At 69.9% G+C, this 19,720-nt stretch carries 22 protein-coding genes and 2 pseudogenes; 13 read left to right on the top strand and 11 right to left on the bottom strand.

Going from position 1 to position 19,720, the window contains the following annotated elements; all coding sequences use genetic code 11:
• Together R6U01_RS10285 and R6U01_RS10280 are read left to right on the top strand one after the other, a co-directional pair.
• Positions 1-1,014, top strand: a pseudogene (locus R6U01_RS10285) (cation:proton antiporter); the annotation flags it as partial.
• On the top strand, positions 1,011-2,801 hold the full coding sequence (locus tag R6U01_RS10280) for a Na(+)/H(+) antiporter subunit D (RefSeq protein WP_410286364.1): 1,791 nt from the start codon (positions 1,011-1,013) through the stop codon (positions 2,799-2,801). The pseudogene R6U01_RS10285 and the gene R6U01_RS10280, both read left to right, overlap by 4 nt.
• A 108-nt stretch (positions 2,802-2,909) precedes the next feature.
• On the opposite strand, the gene R6U01_RS10275 is transcribed toward R6U01_RS10280, so the two are convergent.
• Complete coding sequence (locus R6U01_RS10275; protein ID WP_410286363.1) at positions 2,910-3,263, bottom strand: helix-turn-helix transcriptional regulator; 354 nt, start codon at positions 3,261-3,263, stop codon at positions 2,910-2,912.
• A gap of 133 nt (positions 3,264-3,396) precedes the next feature.
• Positions 3,397-4,185: an NRDE family protein gene (locus tag R6U01_RS10270; RefSeq protein ID WP_410286362.1), complete on the bottom strand. Its 789-nt coding sequence runs from the start codon at positions 4,183-4,185 to the stop codon at positions 3,397-3,399.
• Between the two features lie 106 nt (positions 4,186-4,291).
• On the opposite strand from R6U01_RS10270, the gene R6U01_RS10265 reads away from it, so the two are divergent.
• From R6U01_RS10265 to R6U01_RS10250, 4 genes are all read left to right on the top strand, one after another.
• The gene (locus R6U01_RS10265; RefSeq protein ID WP_410286361.1) at positions 4,292-5,362 is read left to right on the top strand and encodes a glucose 1-dehydrogenase; all 1,071 of its coding nucleotides are present in this window, start codon (positions 4,292-4,294) and stop codon (positions 5,360-5,362) included.
• Positions 5,349-5,984, top strand: a complete 636-nt coding sequence (gfcR, locus tag R6U01_RS10260; RefSeq protein ID WP_410286360.1) for a transcriptional regulator GfcR — start codon at positions 5,349-5,351, stop codon at positions 5,982-5,984. Before R6U01_RS10265 ends, gfcR begins: the two co-directional genes overlap by 14 nt.
• Positions 5,985-6,066: 82 nt before the next feature.
• Positions 6,067-6,411 carry a glutaredoxin family protein gene (locus R6U01_RS10255; protein ID WP_410286359.1) on the top strand — a complete coding sequence of 115 codons (345 nt, stop codon included), beginning with the start codon at positions 6,067-6,069 and terminating at the stop codon, positions 6,409-6,411.
• 147 nt (positions 6,412-6,558) lie between these two features.
• On the top strand, positions 6,559-7,128 hold the full coding sequence (locus R6U01_RS10250; protein ID WP_410286358.1) for a hypothetical protein: 570 nt from the start codon (positions 6,559-6,561) through the stop codon (positions 7,126-7,128).
• An 80-nt stretch (positions 7,129-7,208) separates the two neighbouring features.
• Here the strand turns inward: R6U01_RS10250 and R6U01_RS10245 are convergent, their stop codons facing one another.
• Positions 7,209-8,450 (bottom strand): trans-sulfuration enzyme family protein, encoded by a 1,242-nt coding sequence (locus R6U01_RS10245; protein ID WP_410286357.1) that lies wholly within the window; start codon positions 8,448-8,450, stop codon positions 7,209-7,211.
• 181 nt (positions 8,451-8,631) lie between these two features.
• Here R6U01_RS10245 and R6U01_RS10240 point away from each other — a divergent pair, with 181 nt between their 5' ends.
• Positions 8,632-9,348: a diphthine--ammonia ligase gene (locus R6U01_RS10240; RefSeq protein ID WP_410286356.1), complete on the top strand. Its 717-nt coding sequence runs from the start codon at positions 8,632-8,634 to the stop codon at positions 9,346-9,348.
• Between the two features lie 43 nt (positions 9,349-9,391).
• Here R6U01_RS10240 and R6U01_RS10235 read toward each other — a convergent pair whose 3' ends face one another.
• Both R6U01_RS10235 and R6U01_RS10230 read right to left on the bottom strand, forming a co-directional pair.
• Positions 9,392-10,645, bottom strand: coding sequence for a Glu/Leu/Phe/Val family dehydrogenase (locus R6U01_RS10235; protein WP_410286355.1), 1,254 nt, complete (start codon positions 10,643-10,645; stop codon positions 9,392-9,394).
• 120 nt (positions 10,646-10,765) lie between these two features.
• On the bottom strand, positions 10,766-11,659 hold the full coding sequence (locus R6U01_RS10230) for an HpcH/HpaI aldolase/citrate lyase family protein (protein WP_410286354.1): 894 nt from the start codon (positions 11,657-11,659) through the stop codon (positions 10,766-10,768).
• 81 nt (positions 11,660-11,740) lie between these two features.
• On the opposite strand from R6U01_RS10230, the gene R6U01_RS10225 reads away from it, so the two are divergent.
• Complete coding sequence (locus R6U01_RS10225; RefSeq protein WP_410286353.1) at positions 11,741-12,241, top strand: MaoC family dehydratase; 501 nt, start codon at positions 11,741-11,743, stop codon at positions 12,239-12,241.
• A 6-nt stretch (positions 12,242-12,247) separates the two neighbouring features.
• Here the strand turns inward: R6U01_RS10225 and cyaB are convergent, their stop codons facing one another.
• Positions 12,248-12,883 carry a class IV adenylate cyclase gene (cyaB, locus tag R6U01_RS10220; RefSeq protein ID WP_410286352.1) on the bottom strand — a complete coding sequence of 212 codons (636 nt, stop codon included), beginning with the start codon at positions 12,881-12,883 and terminating at the stop codon, positions 12,248-12,250.
• A 115-nt stretch (positions 12,884-12,998) separates the two neighbouring features.
• Here cyaB and R6U01_RS10215 point away from each other — a divergent pair, with 115 nt between their 5' ends.
• Together R6U01_RS10215 and R6U01_RS10210 are read left to right on the top strand one after the other, a co-directional pair.
• Positions 12,999-13,934 carry a peptidylprolyl isomerase gene (locus R6U01_RS10215; RefSeq protein WP_410286351.1) on the top strand — a complete coding sequence of 312 codons (936 nt, stop codon included), beginning with the start codon at positions 12,999-13,001 and terminating at the stop codon, positions 13,932-13,934.
• Between the two features lie 118 nt (positions 13,935-14,052).
• Positions 14,053-14,313, top strand: coding sequence for a hypothetical protein (locus R6U01_RS10210; protein WP_410286350.1), 261 nt, complete (start codon positions 14,053-14,055; stop codon positions 14,311-14,313).
• A gap of 26 nt (positions 14,314-14,339) precedes the next feature.
• Here the strand turns inward: R6U01_RS10210 and R6U01_RS10205 are convergent, their stop codons facing one another.
• The 4 genes from R6U01_RS10205 to R6U01_RS10190 all read right to left on the bottom strand — a co-directional run bounded on the left by R6U01_RS10205 (position 14,340) and on the right by R6U01_RS10190 (position 16,880).
• Positions 14,340-14,960 (bottom strand): RAD55 family ATPase, encoded by a 621-nt coding sequence (locus R6U01_RS10205; protein WP_410286349.1) that lies wholly within the window; start codon positions 14,958-14,960, stop codon positions 14,340-14,342.
• A 74-nt stretch (positions 14,961-15,034) separates the two neighbouring features.
• Positions 15,035-15,703: a MinD/ParA family protein gene (locus R6U01_RS10200; RefSeq protein WP_410286348.1), complete on the bottom strand. Its 669-nt coding sequence runs from the start codon at positions 15,701-15,703 to the stop codon at positions 15,035-15,037.
• A gap of 55 nt (positions 15,704-15,758) precedes the next feature.
• Positions 15,759-16,133, bottom strand: coding sequence for a YlbF family regulator (locus R6U01_RS10195; RefSeq protein WP_410286347.1), 375 nt, complete (start codon positions 16,131-16,133; stop codon positions 15,759-15,761).
• Positions 16,134-16,229: 96 nt separating this feature from the next.
• A complete protein-coding gene (locus R6U01_RS10190; protein ID WP_410286346.1) occupies positions 16,230-16,880 on the bottom strand; it encodes an alpha/beta hydrolase in 651 nt (216 codons plus the stop codon).
• A 199-nt stretch (positions 16,881-17,079) separates the two neighbouring features.
• On the opposite strand from R6U01_RS10190, the gene dph2 reads away from it, so the two are divergent.
• Together dph2 and R6U01_RS10180 are read left to right on the top strand one after the other, a co-directional pair.
• The gene (gene dph2, locus R6U01_RS10185; protein ID WP_410286345.1) at positions 17,080-18,123 is read left to right on the top strand and encodes a diphthamide biosynthesis enzyme Dph2; all 1,044 of its coding nucleotides are present in this window, start codon (positions 17,080-17,082) and stop codon (positions 18,121-18,123) included.
• 67 nt (positions 18,124-18,190) lie between these two features.
• Positions 18,191-18,967, top strand: coding sequence for a hypothetical protein (locus tag R6U01_RS10180; protein WP_410286344.1), 777 nt, complete (start codon positions 18,191-18,193; stop codon positions 18,965-18,967).
• A gap of 68 nt (positions 18,968-19,035) precedes the next feature.
• Here R6U01_RS10180 and R6U01_RS10175 read toward each other — a convergent pair whose 3' ends face one another.
• Entirely contained in the window at positions 19,036-19,488 is a 453-nt protein-coding gene (locus tag R6U01_RS10175) for a TIGR00725 family protein (protein WP_410286343.1), read from the bottom strand.
• 94 nt (positions 19,489-19,582) lie between these two features.
• Here R6U01_RS10175 and R6U01_RS10170 point away from each other — a divergent pair.
• Positions 19,583-19,720, top strand: a pseudogene (locus R6U01_RS10170) (HAD family hydrolase); the annotation flags it as partial.

Here is a 19,720-nt window from a genome sequence, read left to right as displayed (position 1 = left end):
CTCGGGATGGCCGGCATCCCGCTGTTGGCCGGATTCGTCAGTAAGTACTACATGCTGATCGGCGGGATCCGGATGGGCGCCCGGCTCACCCCGGTCGCCTACTACCTCGTCGGCGCGCTGCTGCTCTCGGGCGTGCTCAACATCGCGTACTTCTGGCCGGTGATCTACACCGCCTTCTTCGAGGCGGAGGACGCCCACGACGCGAAGCCGCTCGTCGACTTCCGGCTGGGCGGCGAGTCGCGGTCGACCCTGCCGGCGACCGACGGGGGCCGCGCAGGTGACGACGCGGCGACCGACGGGGGCCGCGCAGGTGACGACGCGGCGACCGACGGGGGCCGTCCGGAGGACGAGGACGAGAGCGCCGAAGTCGACGACGGTGAGTCCGCCGTTGACGACGTCGTCGAGAGCGCGGAGGGCGGCTCGGCGGCCGACGGCGAGACCGCGACCGACGGAGACGCCGAGGTGGCGGACGACTCGGACATCCCCGACGCCGAGCTCGACGACCTGCCGACCGACGAGGACGGCGTCGTCCGTCCGAACTTCACCACGAGCGAGCGGGACTTCTCCGAGCCGGCGGAGCGCGTCGACACCGGCGACTACGCGGTCGACTCGCGCCCCTCCGACGCCGACGTGCCCTTCGGCCCGGGGCGGAGCGAGGGCGATGCTACGGACGCGGAGAGCGACGACACGGGTGATGATCACGGCCACGACACAGACGACGACCGCGACCACGATGGAGACGACGGCCACGGTCACGACGGAGACGATCACGGTCACGACGGAGACGACCACGGTCACGACCACGCCGGCGGGCCGCCCGCGGGCGGCTGGCGGCACATCGACGGGCTCGACGCCCTCCGCGGGCGCGAGTCGACGTGGTTCACGCTCGGGCCGATCCTCACCGCGATGAGCCTCGCGGTGCTGCTCGGCGTGATCCCCTACGAGATGGGCTTCCTGGAGCTGATCGAGCTCATCGTCGACACGCGGCTGCCCGAGGAGGTGATGCGACCGTGAACGCGGTCCTCACCTCGCTCCCGCCGTACGTCGTGCTCGCGGCGGCGGCGTTCCTCGTGCTCGGGCTCCCGCGCCGCGCCGGCCACGCGGCGGCCGCGCTGGCGACGGCGTTCGCCTTCGCGCAGGCGGTGCTCATCGGCGACGCCGGCGCGGGCGCACACGTCGCGACGCGCCTGTTCGGCTTCGACGTGGTTCTGTTCAACGTCGACCAGTTCTCCCTGCTGATGGGCGTCGTGGTCGGCTTCCTCGCCACGGCGGCGGTGCTGTACGCGTACGGCACCGAGGCGCCGAAGTGGGTGACGGCGTTCGCGCTGGTGTACGTCTCCTCGACGCTCGGGACGATCTACGCCGGTGACTGGCTCACCCTGATCTTCTTCTGGGAGCTGATGGCCGTCACCAGCACCCTGCTGGTGTGGCAGTACGGCGGCGCGGCGGTGCGGGCGGGCTACCGCTACGCGCTGTTCCACGGGATCGGCGGGACGTTCCTCCTCGGCGCCGTCGTCGTTCACGGCGCGTCGATGCTCGGTACGGTCCCGGCCGCCGAGATATTCCTGTTCTCGGCGACGACCGGGGTCCACGCCAGCGCGACGCTGCTCGCGGCGATCGGGATCGGCGTCAACTGCGGGTTCATCTTCCTGCACACGTGGCTGCCGGACACCTACCCGCGCCCGCACGTGGCGGCGTCGGTGTTCCTCTCGGTGTTCACCACGAAGACGGCGGCGTACGTGATGTACCGCGCGTTCCCGGAGGGCGGCATGTGGCTCGCGTACCTCGGCGGGTTCATGGCCGTCTACGGCGCGTTCTTCGCGCTGCTGCAGTACGACCCGCGGCGGCTCCTCTCGTACCACATCCAGGCGCAGCTCGGGTACATGCTGGCCGGCTTCGGGCTCGCGACGTACGTCGGCGAGTTCGCCGTCACCGGCGGGTTCGCGCACCTGTTCAACAACGTCCTCTACAAGAGCCTCCTGTTCATGGCGGTCGGCGTCGTGGTCTACCGGACCGGCGTCGAGGACATCAGGGACATGGGCGGACTGTGGCGGGAGATGCCCGTCACCTTCCTCGTCTACGTCGTCGGCGCGGCCTCGATTACGGCCGTCCCGGGGTTCAACGGGTTCATCTCGAAGGGGATGGTGATCGACTCCGCCCACGAGCTCCACAACTTCGAGCTCCTGTTCGGCGAGGGGCTGCTGTGGTGGCTGCTGATCCTCGGCGGCGTGGGGACGTTCATGTCGTTCATCAAGCTCGGCTACTACGTGTTCTTCCACGGGTCGGCGACGCTGTCGCCGAAAGACGCCACCGCGTTCCAGACCGCCGGGATGCTGCTGGCCGGCGGGGCCTGCGTCTTCTTCGGCGTCTTCTACTACCAGCTGATCGAGCTGATGCCGTTTACCGAGATCATTCTCAGCGAGGACGTCTACTTCAAGCCGTACAGCGCGAGCCACCTGACCGAGAGCGCGGCGCTGCTCGTCACCGGGTTCGTCGGCTTCTTCGCGCTGAAGCGACCGCTCGGCTGGCTCGCCCACCGCATGCGCGACGTCGACGCAGTGACGTACCCGGCCGCGTTCTACCTGAGTCGAGGGACGATCTGGGGCGTCACGGAGCTGTGGGCCGCCGTCGACCGCCTCGTGATGCGGCTGGTCGCCGTCATCGAGCGGACCGCGATGCACCCGCGGGCGGCCGTCGCCGATCTCGGCGTCGACGTCGAGATCCGCACGGGAATCGGCCGGAGCGTCCTCTTCCTGACGCTCGCGGCCGGCATCGCGCTGTTCGCGTTCCTACTCGGCTGAGAACGGGTTTCGTTTTAAAACCGAGACCTCAAAGCGCTCGGCGCGGTCGGGTCGTCCGGTCTCGGTTCGTCTTCGGCGCGGTGGCGCTCCGTCCGTGACTGCGACGCCTCAGTACTCCTCGTACGCGAGGTTCATCATCCACTGCGAGAAGGCGTCCGCCTGCGGGTCGACCTCCTCTTCCCCGATGAACGGCGACAGCATGTCGCCGGCCATCAGAAGCGAAAAGTCCAGGTCGCGCGGGGCGGGCTCCAGGTAGTACGTGTTGTGTCCGTCGTAGACGGTGTCCGACCGCTGAATGAGCCCCGAGTCCTCCAACGCCTCCGCGATGCGGCTCCCCTTGCGCGAGGAGACGTCGAGTTCCTTCCAGAAGTCGCTCTGGTGGATGCCACCGGTCTCGCGGATGAGTTCGAGGCCGGCGCGCTCGTCCTCCGACAGCTCGGCCTCGAGTTCGGACACGCTCATGGTCCTACACCCGCCCGCGAGTCGCTTAAAACTGGCTTTCCGTCCCGTCGCGGCTCCTCCGGGCGCGAGGGACGCACGCGGCGGTTGTCGTCCGCCGCGGCGTCGACGGCCGCATCGACGCCCTCCGCGTCCGTCAATCGCGTCCGAAAGACGGCGACAGCGACACCGGCTGCGCGGGCGTCTCGCAGGGCGGGCCGTCGGCGTACGCGAACTCGGGGGCCGTCCCCGGCTCGGCGGTCGTCCGGATCCGGGTGAACGACCGCGTCCCGAAGCCGTCGCCGTGGAGGCAGGCGCCGTACTCGTGGTCGGCGAGGACGTCGCTCGCGCGGTCGAGCCAGGCGTCGCTCGACTCGCCCGGCTCCGGAACCAGCTCGGCGGCGATCCGGCGGGCGCTGTCGACGCGTTCCGCGCCGAACTCCCGGCGGCGATCCGGGACCGCGAACCGCTCGACCCCGTTCACCACGCCGCCGACGTTGCCGACGACGTGGACCCCCGGATCGAGCCTCGTGACCGCGAGGCCGCCGTCGTACGAGAGGCAGAACGCGGCGACGGCGTCCGCGAGGACGAGGTTGAACCCGTCGTACGATCGGGTTTCGACCTCGCGCTCGACGGTCCGCACCGCGGCCTCCGCGGAGTCGGCTTCGAGACAGTCCCGCACGAGGAGGCCGCGGGAGCGGTCTCCCTCGCGGTCGGCGTCGAGCCAGCGGTTGGTGACCGCGACGGCGACTCCGGGCTCGGAGAGACCGACCCACGTCCCGCCGGCCTCCGCGTCGCGCGGCGCGACGTACCGAGCGCCGCCGTCGCTGACGGGGGTGCGCACGGTCGGCGGCTCCGAGGGCCTGTCCAGCGCTTCGTCGCGGTTGGCGGCGAGCGCGACCGGTGCGTCGCCGAACGCGCGCCACGCCAGGGCGAGGGTACACACGGTCCCCCGTCCGGACGACGAGGATGAAAAACCCCCGATCGGAGCGGATAGATTCTTTACTCAGAATAAAAGAAATCTTTTGGTGACTGACCACGTCAGGTCGTGTATGAAGGCGATTGCCGTATACGAGGGAGCCGACGAACCGGTCGTGACGGAGAAGCCACGACCGGAGCCGGCGCCCGGAGAAGCGCTCGTCCGGACCCTCCGCGTCGGCGTCGACGGGACGGACCACGAGGTCATCGCCGGCGGACACGGCGGCGCGCCGGAGGGCGAGGACCACCTGGTGTTGGGTCACGAGGCGGTCGGCGTGATCGAGGACCCCAACGACACGCCGTTCGAGGCCGGCGACGTGGTCGTGCCGACGGTGCGGCGCCCGCCCAACGGCGCGAACGAGTACTTCGCGCGCGGCGAGCCCGACATGGCGCCGGAGGGTCGGTACCACGAGCGCGGCATCGTCGGCGCGCACGGGTTCATGGCCGAGTACTTCACCAGCCCGGCGGAGTTCCTCGCGGAGATTCCGCCCGCGCTCGCCGAGTGGGGGTTCCTCGTCGAACCGCTCTCGATCGCGGAGAAGGCGGTCGAGCACGCCTACGCCAGCCGGTCGGCGTTCCACTGGGAACCGGAGTCCGCGCTGGTGCTGGGCAACGGCTCGCTCGGGCTGCTCACGGTCGCGAAGCTCGACGCCGACTTCGAGCGGGTGTACTGTCTCGGCCGCCGAGAGCGACCGGACCCGACGATCGACATCATCGAGTCGCTGGACGCGACGTACGTGAACTCCAACGACACGCCCGTCTCGTCGGTTCCGGAGGCGCACGAGGCGATGGACTTCGTCTTCGAGGCGACGGGCTACGCCCCGCACGCCTTCGAGACGATCGAGGCGCTCGCGCCCAACGGGGTCGGCGCGCTGCTCGGCGTGCCGGGCGACTGGGAGTTCGAGATCGACGGGGGGCGGCTCCACCGCGAGCTCGTCCTCCACAACAAGGCGCTCGTCGGGAGCGTCAACTCCGGCTACGAGCACTTCGAAGCCGCCGTCGACTCCCTGTCGCGCTTCTCTCAGGGGTTCATCGACGACCTCGTCACCGGCGTCTACGGGCTCGACGAGTTCGAGGCCGCGTTCGCGGATGACGACACGACTATTAAAACGGCGGTCGAATTCGGTTCATATGAAGAACGTTGACGACCTGATAGACAGCGCGGCCGAGCTGGCGGAACGGGGGCTCTCGAAGGGCGAGATCGCCGACGAACTGAACGTCTCGCGAGAGACCGCGAGCTGGCTCGTCGAGCGCGCGGGCGGCAACGGCGCCGCGACCGAGGCCGCGGTCGGCGGATCGACGGCCGACATCCACGTCGACTGGTCGGCGCTGGGCCGCGACTCGACGCGGCTCCGGTACGCCGCGAGCGCGATGGCCGACCTCCTCGCGAAGGAGGGCGAGTCGGTCGATCTCACCGTCGGCATCGAGAAGGCCGGCGCGCCGCTCGCGACCGCGGTCGCGAACCAGCTCGACACCGATCTCGGCACGTACGCGCCCGCGAAACACCAGTGGGATGAGGGCGACATCGACGAGCACGGCGGGGGTTTCTCGCGGAACTTCGCGGCGATCCGCGACCGCGACTGCTACGTCGTCGACGACATCATCACGTCGGGGACGACGATGCGGGAGTCGATCAACGCGATCCGCGAGCAGGGGGGCGAACCCGCCGCCTGCGTCGTCCTCGTGGACAAGATGGGCTACGACGAAATCGACGACGTCCCGGTGTACTCGCTCGTCGACGTCGTCCGTGTCGACCGCGACGAGTAGGCCGGCCCGTTCTCCGATTGCGCTCCGGGCGCACGCGCTCCCGTGCGGAACCCATTTGCCGCGGCGGCGCGTACCGACGCCCATGACGTTCCAGCCCGAGTCCGAGGCGGAGCCCGACGAGATCGAAGCGCGCGTTCGGGAGGCGCTCGCCGAGAACCACGTGGTCCTGTTCATGAAGGGGAACCGGCTGATGCCCCAGTGCGGCTACTCACAGCGCGCCGTCGAGCTCATCAGCCAGCACGTCGAGGAGTTCGAGACGGTGGACGTGTTGCCCGCGCTGCCCCACTACCGGGCGGCGTTGGAAGCCGAGAGCGGGTGGGAGACCATCCCGCAGACGTTCGTCGACGGGGAGTTCATCGGCGGCAGCGACGTGCTCGCCGAACTCGAGGAACGCGGCGAGCTCGCGGCCGAGCTCGGCGCCGAGTAGACGACGAACCGTCTCCCCTTCGCAGCGAGGTCCGATCTCGGTTAGTCGAAGGGCAGGCCATATAAACCTACGCCCCCTACATACGATAGGAGCAGCCGTTGCCGCTGCCGCCGTGCCGACCCCTCGACTCATCTCACCCAACCAACAATGACAGGCCGCGTGTTCAGACTTCATTCGACGCTCGAACTGCCACTCGAAGACGTGGAGACGTACTTCGAAGAAGACCCCGACCTCCCGCCGGAGATCGACGACATCGACATCACGCGTCGAAACAACACCCTCATTATCAAGGCCCTGTCCGACGACGAATCGATCAGCAAGTACACGCCGACCGCCCAGCTGAAGGCGTCCGTCACGGAGACGCGGGTCTGGGAGGAGGAGCCCCCCCGCGCCGGCGGTCCGCAGTGGATGGACGACGAGGAAGAGGAGATCCCCTCCGAACTCGTCGAGTTCGCCTGCTTCAAGGGCGACCGCGAGACGGTCCTCCAGAACTCCGCGCTCCAGTACCCCATGTTCCTCGTCCTCCGCGAGCTGGCGCAGCTCTCGGAGAAGGGGACGTTGACCGCCATCACCGAGGAGGACGGAGAGCTCGAAGCGACGCGGATCGTCGAGGGTGAGCCGCGTCCCGCGAGCATCGAGGTCGTCGAGAGCCCGCAGGGCGCCGGCGACGGCGACGGCGGCGTCAACTGGCGCGACAACGAGTTCATTTCGGACTGAGGCCGACGCCGCCGCGCCGTCGACCGGCGTCAGCGGTCAGTCGACGTCACTGGTCAGTCAGCGTCAGCGGTCTACCGGCGTTAGCGGTCGGTCGACGGCGGCGTCGCACGACGACCCATCGCGTCGAACCCGCGCTGGAGGTCCGCGATCAGGTCCTCTCTTCCCTCGATCCCGACCGAAACGCGCATGAGCGTGTCCGAGATTCCGAGCGCTTCGCGTTCTGCCGGCGAGAGCGGCTCGTGGGTCATCGCGGCCGGCAGCTCGATCAGGCTCTCGACGCCGCCGACGGAGACCGCGAGCGTGAACTCCGTCAGCGCCTCGACGAACCGCTTCGCGTCTTCGATTTCGCCGTCGAGTTCGAACGAGAGTATCCCGCCGAAGCCGGACATCTGCTCGCGAGCGAGCTCGTGGTCCGGGTGGGTCGGCAGGCCGGGGTAGTACACGTCGGTCACCTCGGGTCGTTCCTCGAGGAACTCGGCGACGGCCATCGCGTTCTCTTCGTGCCGTTCCATGCGGACGGCGAGCGTTTTCATGCCGCGTAACACGAGGTAGCTGTCGAACGGGCCGCTCACGGCGCCCACGCCGACCTGCTGCAGGAATCGGATCTCCTCGGCCAGCGCGTCGTCGTCGGTGACGACCGCGCCGGCGACGGCGTCGGAGTGGCCGTTGAGGTACTTCGTCGTGCTGTGGACGACGACGTCGGCCCCCAGCTCGAGCGGCCGTTGGAAGTACGGGCTCGCGAACGTGTTGTCCACGCCGAACAGCACGTCTCGGTCCGCGACCAGGTCGGCGATACCGGCGATGTCACACAGCGCGAGCTTCGGGTTCGTCGGCGACTCCATCCAGACGGCGGCGGTCTCCTCGCGGAGCGCGGCCGCCACGTTCGCCGTGTCCGTCGCGTCGACGTACGTGACGTCGACGCCGAGACGCGACCGAAACACGTCGTCGAGCATCCGACGGGTGCCGGCGTACAGGTCCTCGAACGCGACGACGTGATCGCCGGGGGTCACACCTGCGAGAAGCGTCGTGAAGATCGCCGCCGTGCCGGAGGCGAACGCGGCGCCGTGAGCGCCTCCTTCGAGCGCGGCGATCCGGGTCTCCAGCGCGTGTCGCGTCGGGTTCGACAGACGGCCGTAGACGAACTCACCCGCGCTCGGGTCCACGTCTTCGAGCCGCATCTCGGTATCGAGGCCGGGAAGGGCGAACGTCGACGAGAGGTGAATGGGCGAGACGACGTCGCCCGCTTCGCTCCCGTTCCCGAACGGTTCCTCGCCTTCGGTGACGGTGAGCGTGTCCAACGTCGGCGCTGAGTGATCCTCCATACGAGAACTCCGACGTGCGGTCGCTAATATATTGTTATTTTTCATTAATAATGCTGGTTCGACGGATAACTCACGGGGATATCACGCTTCGACAGGCGGATCGCCGCGTTCCGTTCGTTCCAGTCGACGGTCGTCAACCCGGACCGCCGACGCTTTAGGCGCTGCCGGCGTGCTCTCGGCAATGACCGACGACTGGGTGAGCCTCTTTTCGGGCGGCAAGGACTCCTCGTGGGCGCTGTACCGCGCACTGGAGGAGGGCCTCGACGTCTCGCGGCTCCTGACCGTCCACCCCGCGGGCGACTCGTACATGTACCACACGCCGGCCACGGAGCTCGCCGCGCTCGCCGCCAAGAGCGTCGGGATCGATCTCGTCGAGGTCTCGCCGGCCGACTTCGGCGCGGACGACGTCGACGACGCGGGCGCGCAGGGCGACGCCGAACTGGAGCCGATGGAGGCCGCGCTCCGGGAGATCGCCGCGGCCGACGACGTCGACCTCGCGGGCGTCACCGCCGGCGCGGTCGAGAGCGAATACCAGACCAGCCGGATTCGGGCGATGTGCGACCGCCTCGGGATCGACCTGTTCGCCCCGCTGTGGGGGGAGGACCCGGTCGCGCTCGCGGAAGCGATGTTCGACGCCGGCTTCGAGATCCGGATCGTGCAGGTCGCGGCGTACGGCCTCAACGAGTCGTGGCTCGGGCGGCGCTACGACGCCGACGCGCTGGCGGAGCTGCTCGACCTGCGCGAGGAGTACGGGGTCCACCCGCTCGGCGAGGGCGGCGAGTTCGAGACGTACGTCGTCGACGGACCGCACATGACCCGTCGGATCGCGTTCGAGTACGACGCGGTGTGGGAGGGCGACCGGGGTCACGTCGAGGTCCGGGACGCGCGGCTGGAGTGAGGCGGGGAAACCCGGTCGACTGAAAAGCGCGCGGGCGCGGACGTTACGGCCAGCTGCCGGCCTGTTCGTACGCGTCCACGATCCTGCCGATGGCGACGACGTAGGCGGCGGTGCGGAGGTCGCGGACGTCCCGCCGCTCGTAGGCGTCGATGATCCCGTCGAACGCCTCGGTGATCACGCGTTCGAGCTCCTCGTTGACCCTCGACTCGGTCCAGTAGAACCGCTGTCGGTTCTGCACCCACTCGAAGTACGAGACGGTGACGCCGCCGGCGTTGGCGAAGATGTCGGGGACGACGTACACGTCCTTCTCGACGAGGACGTCGTCGGCGTCGGGAGTGAGGGGACCGTTCGCGGCCTCGACGATCACGTCGGCCGAGACGTCGGCGGCGAGGTCGCCGTCGATGGCGTTCTCCAGCGCCGCGGGCACGAGCAGGTCGACGTCGAGCGTCAACAGCTCCTCGTTCGTGATCGACGCGGCGTCGCCGTAGCCGGAGACCGCGCCCGTCTCGGCCTTGTGGTCTTTCACCGCCCGCGGGTCGAGCCCGTCGGGGTCGTGGATGGCGCCCGAGGAGTCGGAGACCGCTACCACGTCGCCGCCGAGCTCGTCGATGAGAGCGGCCGCGACCGAGCCGGCGTTGCCGTATCCCTGGACGGCGACCGTCGCGCCCGCGAGGTCGCGGTCGAGCCAGTCGAACGTTTCGCGCGCGGCGAGCGCGACGGACCGGCCGGTCGCCTGGACGCGTCCCTCGCTCCCCCCCGAGTCGATCGCCTTCCCGGTGATGACGCCGGGGGCGGTCGTGTTCTCCAAGGTCTCGTAGGTGTCTTTGATCCAGTTCATCTCCCGCTGCCCGGTGTTGACGTCGGGCGCGGGGATGTCGCGGTCCTCGCCGATGATCGGACGGAGCTCCTTCGCGAACGAGCGCGTCAGCCGCTCCAGTTCGCTCTCCGAGTACTCGCCGGGGTCGATCGCGATCCCGCCCTTTCCCCCGCCGTAGGGCACGTCGACGACGGCGCACTTGTACGCCATCCAGCCCGAGAGCGCCTTCACTTCGTCTCGGGTGACGCCGGGGTGATACCGGATCCCCCCCTTATACGGACCGCGGTCGCCGTTGAACTGGGACCGGTACGCGCGGACCGTCTCCAGCGAGCCGTCGTCCCGTTCGAACGTCAGGTTCGTCTCCAACACCCGCTCGGGGTTCTTCAGTCGGGTGATCACCCCGTCCTCGGCGTCGAGCGACGCCGCGGCGTCGTCGACCTGCTCGCGGAAGCTCTCGAACGGATTGGTCTGGTCAGCCATGCGGTACACTCCCGAGGGACCGAGGTTAATTGTGACGGATAGTTGGCCGTCGCGGCCGGGAGACCGCGCGCGGTCACGGCGTGGGCGAACGCGCGAGCGCCACGGAGAGCGCGAGCGCGGTCACCTCCCCGAGTCCAGCCCCGCCGCCTCGGCCCGGTCGACGATCCGCTCGGCCTGCGCGATGAGCGGGGCGTCGATCATCTCGCCGTCGACGCCGAACACCCCCCGGCCCGCCCGGTCCGCCTCGTCGCGGGCCCCCAAAACCCGCGTCGCCCACTCGACCTCCTCCGGGTCTGGCGTGAACGCCTCGTTGATCGGGTCGACCTGCGACGGGTGGATCGCGAGCTTCCCGTCGTAGCCGAGCCCCGCCGCGAACGCGGTCTCCTCGCGAAGTCCCTCCGCGTCGGAGAAGTCGGTATACACCGTGTCGAGGGCGTCGACGTCGGCCGCGCTGGCCGCGAGGAGGACGTGTTCGCGGGCGTACAGGACCTCGGTGCCCTCGTCGGTGCGCGTCGCGCCGATGTCGGCCGCGAGGTCCTCGGCGCCGAAGATCACGGCGTCGGTCGGGTCCGCGGCGGCGATCGACTCGGCGGAGAGCACGCCCCCGGCCGTCTCGACGAGCGCGAACACCGCGACATCGAGCCCGCGGTCGACACACATGGCGGCCGTGCGCTCGATGCGGTCGGGGCCTTCGACCTTCGGCAGCATGACCGCGTCGAGGCGGAGCGAGGACTCGGCGTCGTCGGACCCGCCCGCGTCCGACGCCCCGTCCCCGGTCAGCGCGTCGAGATCGGCGGCCGGGGCCGTCGCCGTGAGGCGGACGCACACCTCGGCGTCGGGGTCGAACGCGGGGTCGGCGAGCACGTCGCGGACGGCGGCGCGGGCCTCGTCCTTCCGACCGGGAGCGACGGCGTCCTCGAGGTCGAAGCAGACCACGTCCGCGCCCGTCGCCGGCGCCTTTCGCACGAGCTCCGGGCGGTCGCCGGGGGAGAACAGGAGGCTTCGTCGGGCCATGTGGGGGACTCCTCGCGGCCGAGTATAAAAGAACGGGGCGGTCGAACGACGGCTGCGCCCGGCGCCCGGAGCGGTACCGATTTGCCGCGTCGGGCCGACGGTCGCGCCATGACGGGACGCTACTACGAGGAGTTCACGGTCGGTGAGACGATCGAACACGCGCGCCGTCGGACGGTGAGCGAGGCCGACAACCAGCGCTTCTGCGATATGACGATGAACCAACAGCCCCTCCACCTGGACGCCGACTTCGCCGAGGGCACACAGTTCGGCGAGCGGCTCGTCAACGGGCTCTACACCATGTCGCTCGCGGTCGGGGTGTCGATCCCGGAGACCACTGACGGCACCATCGTCGCGAACCTCTCGTACGACGACGTCGAACACCCGAACCCGGTGTTCCACGGCGACACCCTCCGCGCCCGGTCGACCGTCACCGACAAGCGGGAGACGAGCGACGGCGACCGCGGCGTCGTCACGATGCACGTCGAGGCGTTCAAGCTGGTCGCGGACGGCGACGACGTCCTCGTCTGCGAGTTCGACCGGACCGCGCTCTCGAAGAAGCGACCGGACGGCGCGGAGAGCTGAGTCCGGCTACGCGTCGTCGACCGCGTCCTCGACCGCCAGCAAGAGCCCGAGGTACGACGTCCGGAGCTGGTCGTCGCCGTCGAGTCCGAGCCGGTCGAGCGCGTCGAGCGCGTCGTCCCTGACGGTCTCGATCGCGGCCTCGTCGTCGACCGCGCGTTCGATCTCGACGAACTCGCCGAGCCCGTCGACCGCGTCGAGGGTGACGGTGAAGCCGTCGTACGCCCAGAACTCGCGCCGCTTCTCGACGGCCGCCGCCGGCTCGAAGCCGAGCCCGGAGAGGATGCCGGCCGCGGCCTCGGGGTCTGCCACCTCGGTCTCGTGTTCCGCGCGGGTCTTCGACCCCTCGTCGAGCAGCGGCCCCTTATACGTGATCTTGGTCGTCTCGGGGCCGGTCGGTGAGTCGCTCGACTCCCTCGTCCCGTCGCCCGATTTGGCCGTCGCGTCGCCCGAGCCGATCCCGTCAGGAAGCGGCGTCTCGCGGCGCACGCGGAGCGCTTCGTCGGTCTCGGCGAAGTCGCGGTGGGGCGCGTCGTAGTAGTCGTCGCGCTGGCGACGCGCGCCGACGCGCTCGGCGCCCGCCTCGCGGAGGCGCTCGCGAACCGCGTCGACGTCGGCCGGTACCTTGATCTCGACCTCGAACATACCCGGGCTCCGCCGGGCGCGTTCTTAAGCGCCGCGGGACGCTGGCTCCCGAGCGGGCCGCTCGCCGCCGCGTCGAACCGTGCGCCTTAAGGGTGTAACAGGTGACGTTCACGGTATGAGCGATCAGGAGCAAGCGGACGCGGCCGAGGACGCCGACGAGGCCGAGACCGAAGCCGAGACCGAGAGCGCCGGACTGGCGGACGGCGACTTCGTGCGGGTCGCGTACACGATCCGAACGGCCGACGACGACCGGGTCATCGACACCACCGACGAGGAGGTCGCAGAGGAGGCCGAGATCGACACCGAGGAACACGAGTTCGAACCGCGCGTCATCGCGCTCGGCGCCGGTCACGTGTTCCCGTCGGTCGACGAGGCGTTCGTCGGCGCGGCGGTCGGCGACGAGGGCGTCGTCGACGTGCCCGCCGAGGACGCTTTCGGCGCGTACGACCCCGACGAGGTCGAGACGGTCAAGGCCGACAAGATCCCCGAGGACAGCCGGTACCCCGGCGCGCAGGTCCAGATCGACAACCGGCAGGGCTACCTCGAGACGATCATCGGCGGCCGCGCCCGCGTCGACTTCAACCACCCGCTGGCCGGCGAGGACCTCGAGTACGAGTACGAGATCCTCGAGCTGATCGACGACCGCGAGCAGCAGGCCGCCGGCATGCTCGGGATGTACCTCCAGGAGGCCCCCGAGGTCCGCATCGAGGCCGTCACCGAGGAGGAGGAGACGGTCACCGAGGACGACGACGGCGAGGAGGTCGTCGAGACCGAGGAGGTCGAGAAGGACGTCCTCTACGTGACGGCCACGCAGGCGATGCAGATGAACCAGCAGTGGATGTTCCAGAAACAGCAGATCGCACAGGACCTCATGGGCCGGCTCGACCTCGACCGCGTCGTGGTCGAGGAGGTCATCGAGGGCGGCGGCATGGGCGGTCTCGGCGGCATGATGGGCGGCATGGGCGGCGCCGGCGCGGAAGACATCGAGGACGCGCTCGAGGACGTCGACGTCGACGCCGACGAGATCGTCGACGAACTCGACGAGGAGTAACCTCCGGTCTGCGGTTCCGCTCGGACGAGGAACCGATCCCTTTTGAACGGCGGTCGACCCACTGAGAGACATGGAGAGCGATCGGACGACGGGGCGGGACGCGGAGGTCGACTGAGCGATGGAGATCGAACGCGCGCGCGAGGACCTCGTCGTCGCCGCGAGCGCCGCCGCCACGACCGTCGCGATCGCGGTGCTGTCGGGCGTCGCCGGCGTCGTCGCGGTGGGAACGCTGCCGACGCTCACCCCGCTCGCCGTCTACGCCGTCTACCTCTTCTCGCGGAAGGGCGGCCCGTACGGGTCGCTCGACGAGCCGCGGAACTGGGCGATCGCCGCGGCGCTCGTCGGCGTGCTCGTCGTCGTCGCGGCGCTGGCGCTGTAGCCGGCGAAACGGACTCCCCGACCGAATCAGGCGATGTCGCGGCTCGTGTCCACCGAGACCGAGTCGGTGAGCTTCAGCTTCAGCGGTTCCTCCAACGCCGCACCGCCGCGGAACTTGGGCACGACGAGCCGGTTGGCGATCTCGGTCCCGGTCACCGTGGTCCGGAGGTCGAAGACGACGTCCGCGATCTGCTCGGTGACGACCCGAGCGCGGTCCGCCGACGCGTTCTTGAGCGCGTGTATCACCGCGAGCCCGTCGGCGTCGTCGACGTGTCGCCGCAGGTCGCTCAGGAACTCGCCGTACTCCTCGCGGCCGCGGGTCTCAAGCGGATCGGCGGAGTCGACGACGATCGTCCCGCCGTCGGGAAGCCCCGCGGCAACGTCCAGCACCGTCGCGAGCGGTTCGTCGCCCGTCGCGTCTCGGACGACCGTGTCGTCCGCCGCGTCGTCGAGCGTGAGGCTCGACTCGACCGACTCGACCGATCGCACCGTCGTCAGGTACTGACACTCCCGAACCAACGCGAAGCGATCCAGAATGAGTTCGGACTGGCTGGCCGGGTCGGCCTTCAGGACCACGACGCTGCCGCTCGGGATTCCGCCGCCGAACTCCCTGTCCAACACCGAGATTCCCGTCGGGAGCGGCTCCATACGATCGCTGCCGTCTCCGGAGGTTTGGCTCTGTCGATGGCCGCCGAACGGCGAGCGCGCGGCGGGGTCTGGGTTCACGCGACCCGCCAGCGCCCCGCGCCGTACCCGCGGGCGAGCCGGCGCGCGAGGTCATCGTACGCCGACCGGACCGCCGGGTCCGCGAGCGGCGCCGGCGTCGCGGACGGAACCCGTCCGAGCACCGGGCAGCCGAGCAGGTCGGCGACCGGATCCGGCACTGAATCCGCCCGGACGACGACGACGCCGAGCGGCGGACAGTCGAGCCGCCGCGCGATCGCGGCCGTCTTGGCGACGTCGCGGAGCGCCGCCCGGTCGAGCGGCGTCACGAGGAGCGAACGGTCTGCCGCGCGGAGCGGCGCCGCCGCGTCCGGCGACGCGCCGGCCGGGCAGTCGAGGAGGGTCGGGTCGTCCTCTGGGACCGCGTTCGCGAGCGCCTCGAACGTCGCGTGGGGGGCGACGGAGCCGGGTTCGTCCGGCGCGGCGAGGACGGTGGCGGAGGGACGTTCGGGTTCGATCCGGCCGCGGTCGCGAACGGCGTCGACGACCGTGGGCAGCGAGACTCGGTCCGACCCGACCGTCTCGGAGGCCAGCCGCGCGAGGTTGGGGAGGTCCCAGTCGGCGTCGGCCGCCACCGCCGACGCCCCTCGGCGCGACAGCGCCCGCGCGAGCCCGAGGGTCGTGGTCGTCTTCCCGCTCCCTCCCTTGCCGCCGGCGACTGCGATCACGCGGCGAACTGCGCCGTAATGGGTGAAAAAGAACGGGACGGGAACCGGCGACCGGTCAGTCCTGGCAGCAGCCGCCCGCCTCGCCGCCGAAGTCGACCGCGAGGGGTTCCGAGACGGCCTCGTTGACCGTTTCGAGGGTGTCGGTGAGCTCGTCCTGCGCGTCGAGGAACTCGCGCATGACGGGCATGGAGTGGAGCTCCTCCTGTGTCGCCTGCACCTTCTGGAGCCCGGAGTTCGTCGCCTGTCCGGTCTCGCGGGCCTGCATGAACTCCGCGCGGAGCCGTTCGAACTCGTCGATCTTCGCCTGGACGTCCTCGTCGCGCTGTACCGCCTCGCGCGCCTCCTCGAAGCGCTCGTACTCGGGGGTTCGGGCGATACGCTCGCCGAGTTCTCGACCGAGGTCCTCGATGGAGGTCTGTTCGACGCTCATGGAAGACAGTTGGCGCGAAGCGGTTTCAACCTGCCGGAGCCGGGGGACACCGTCACGGAAGCGACCGGGTCCGTCTCCCACGTCCCGGGCGCTACGTCACGCCACCTGCGACTCCACGAACGCGACCACGTCGGCCAACTCCTCTTGCCCGATCCCGTGTCCGCCCGGGTAGCTGCCGCGGGTGACGGCGGCGCCGATCTCCTCGAAGCGGTCGGCGGCGGCGGCCGAGCGCGGCTCCGGGATCACGCGGTCTCCGGCTCCCGCCCCGACGAAGACGGGTTTCCCCTCGATGCCGTCCGGGTCGAGGCCGGCGTGCGCCTCCGCGAGGTAGCCGTGGAGGGCGACGACCCACGCGTAGCGGTCCGGCTCCTCCAACACGAGCGAGAGGCTCGTGATCGCCCCTTGGCTGAAGCCGAGCAGGCCGATCCGGTCGGGATCGATGTCGTACGCCTCCGTTGCGGCCTCCACGCTCTCCGCGACCAGATCGAGGTTACGTCGGAAGTCGGCGGCGTCCGGCTGGCTCTCTTCTAACCCGCCGGCCGACAGGTCGAGGTCGTACCAAGTGTACCCGCCCTGCAGCGGGTCGGGGGCGCGGAGGCTTATCACGTGGAGCTCGTCGGGGAGGTGACTGGCGACGGGAAGCAGGTCCTGCTCGTCGGCGCCGCGACCGTGCAGCACGAAGACGGCGGGCGCGTGGTCGGGGTCGTCGGGCGCGACGTGAACGTGTTCCAGCGGGATCTCGGTCATGTCTCCCCGGTTCGCGGGCTCGGGGTTGTATCCGTCGGCCGCGGCAGCGCGCTCTCTGTCGCGGTAGACGGCCCGCGGCAGGGCGCTCTCGGTCGCGGTAGACGGTCCGCGGCCGCGCTCGATCGCACTCCATCTCGAACGATCACGAGCGTCGGCGGCGAACGCGCCGTTTAACCGTCCCGCCACGTTATTCGGGTGCATGAGCGGCTCCACGGAGGGCGACCTCACCAAGACGGGGATGGCCCTGAAACACGACCGCGAGTGGGACTACGAACTCGACCGGATCGTCGAGGCCATCGAGGAGCGCGACGCCTCGAAGGTCGGCCTCCAGTTCCCCGAAGGCCTCAAGCGCCGCGGTCCGAAGGTCGCGGACGACCTCCGCGAGGTCGCGCCCGACGACGTCACCTTCATGCTGTCCGGCCAGCCCTGCTACGGCGCCTGCGACCTCGACACGTACCTCATGCGCCGGACCGACGTGTTCGTCCACTTCGGCCACACGCCGATGAAGGAGTCCGACAGCATCGTCTACGTCCCCCTGTTCTCGAACGTCGACCCCTTCCCGATCATGGAGGACGCGCTGGCCGAGGAGCTGGCGCCCCCGGAGGAGGACCCCGACGTCGGCCTGGTCACGACGGCCCAGCACATGAACCGGTTCGAGGAGATGACCGACTGGTTGGAGGAGCGCGGCTACGAGGTTCACACCCGCCGCGGCGACGACCGACTCACGAAGGAGGGGCAGGTGCTCGGCTGCAACTACGCCTCCGCGGACATCCCCGCCGATCAGGTCCTGTACGTCGGCGGCGGGAAGTTCCACCCGGTCGGACTCGCGATGGAGCACCCCGACAAGCGCGTGGTCATCGCCGACCCCGTCAACAACGCGGTGTCGGTCGCCGAACACGACCAGTTCCTCAAGCAGCGCTACGCCTCGGTCCACAAGGCGATGGGCGCGGAGAAGTGGGGCGTCATCTTCTGTACGAAGATCGGCCAAGGTCGCTGGGAGACGGCCCAGGAGATCGTCGAGAACAACGAGAACGCCTACCTGATCACGATGGACGAGGTGACCCCGGACCGCCTCCGCAACTTCGACATGGACGCGTTCGTCAACACCGGCTGTCCGCGGATCACGACCGACGACGGCCCGCGGTTCCACAAGCCGATGTTGACCCCGGGCGAGTACGAGGCCGCGATCGGCGAGAAGCCGCTCGACTCGATCGAGTTCGACACGTTCCACGACACCTGGTAGTCGACCGCGGAGCCGACGTTCACCTCCGAAGGATAACACGTTTTACGCTGCCGAGCCACGTCGCCGTATGGCCCCGGTAGCGCCCTCCGCGTCCCTCCCGAGCCGCGCCGTCACGACCGTCGGTGTCCCTCGTCGGAACGCGTTCGATCTCGGCCTCTCGCTGTTCGCCGACTTCGTCCTGACCGCCGCCGTGCTCGCGGTCCTCGGCGCGATCGTCCTGTGGCTCGCGCCGACGTTCACCGACGACGGCGTCGAGTACCTCCACGCCGAGCCCGTCGAGGCGCTCCTGTACGGGCTCGTCGCCCTCGTGATCACCACCGTGACGGCGTTCGTGCTCGCGATCACGATCGTCGGACTGCTCGTCGTCATCCCCGGACTGATACTCCTCGCCGTCCTCGGCGTCGGCGCGACGACGGTCGCGGTCATCGCGCTCGGCTCGTGGCTGCGGCAGACGGTCGGCAGCGCTCAGGCGCCGGGCTACGGAGTCCCGCTGCTGGTCGGCGCGGTCGCCTGGGCGGCGGCCGAACTCGTCCCGGTCGCGGGCGACCTCTTCGTGTTCGCGCTCTCGACGATGGGGTACGGCTACCTCGCCCTGTGGGTGACCGGCCGGTTCGGCCGCGACTACGGCTCGCTTGCCGGCTCGAACGGCGGGGGCGGCGGCGGCTCTCGCGACCGCGACGACCGAGAGAGTCGTCGGGCCGTCGACGAGGGGGAGAGGTCGGACCGGTTCCGGAACGTCGCGGCAGTGGACGCGGAACGCGATGCCGACGAGCGGGACCGATCGAACGACGACGCCACGGGACGAGAGGGGGACGTCACGGGACGGGACGACGACGCGCCCTGATATGAAGGCGAAGCGCGACGGACCGAGACGACCGCGCTCAGGCAGCGGGCACGCGTTCGAGCACGCTCTCACGACCGCTTCTCGACGGCGCCTTCGACGTACTCGACGGCCGCCGTCGGCGACGACGTGGCTTCGACGCCCGCCACGTCGTACGTGTCGATCCCGGCGACCGCCCGACCGTGCGCCAGCGCCAGCCCGATCTCCGAGAGCGTGCCGTGCGTTCCGTCGACCGCGATCGCGGCGTCGCCGTTGAGTACCACCAACGCGTTTCGGGCGTGGCCCATCCCGGTCGCGATCGGGACCGTGACGTGCGGGTTCGCGTCCGACCGCCGGTCAGTCGGGAGGATGCCTATAGTCTCCCCGCCCTCTTCCCGTGCGCCGCGACAGACGGCCTCCATGACGCCGCCGAGGCCGCCGCAGACCACCGTATGACCGCGGTCCGCGAGCCGTTCGCCGAGCCGTTCCGCGACCGCCGCCGTCTCCGGCGGGACCGAACTCCCGCCGATAACGCTGACGCGCATACCGCGGGACGCGGGGCGGACGTATATAAATAGGCCGGCGGTCGTGTCGCGGCGTTGGTGAAACCCTTTTAAGTACCGAGCGAGTGCAGAGTGTATGACGTACGATACCGTCGTGTTCGACAACGACGGTGTCCTCGTGGGCCGCACGCGGTTCGACGTGCTCCGGGACGCAACCCGGAACGCGTTCGAAGAGTGCGGCGTCGAGGAGCCCGATCCGGACGACGTAGAGCGC

Source organism: Halorubrum sp., assembly GCF_046498025.1.
Classification (GTDB): domain Archaea; phylum Halobacteriota; class Halobacteria; order Halobacteriales; family Haloferacaceae; genus Halorubrum.
Note: the sequence above shows the minus strand (reverse complement) of the source record. Positions and strands in the feature narration are given on the sequence as shown.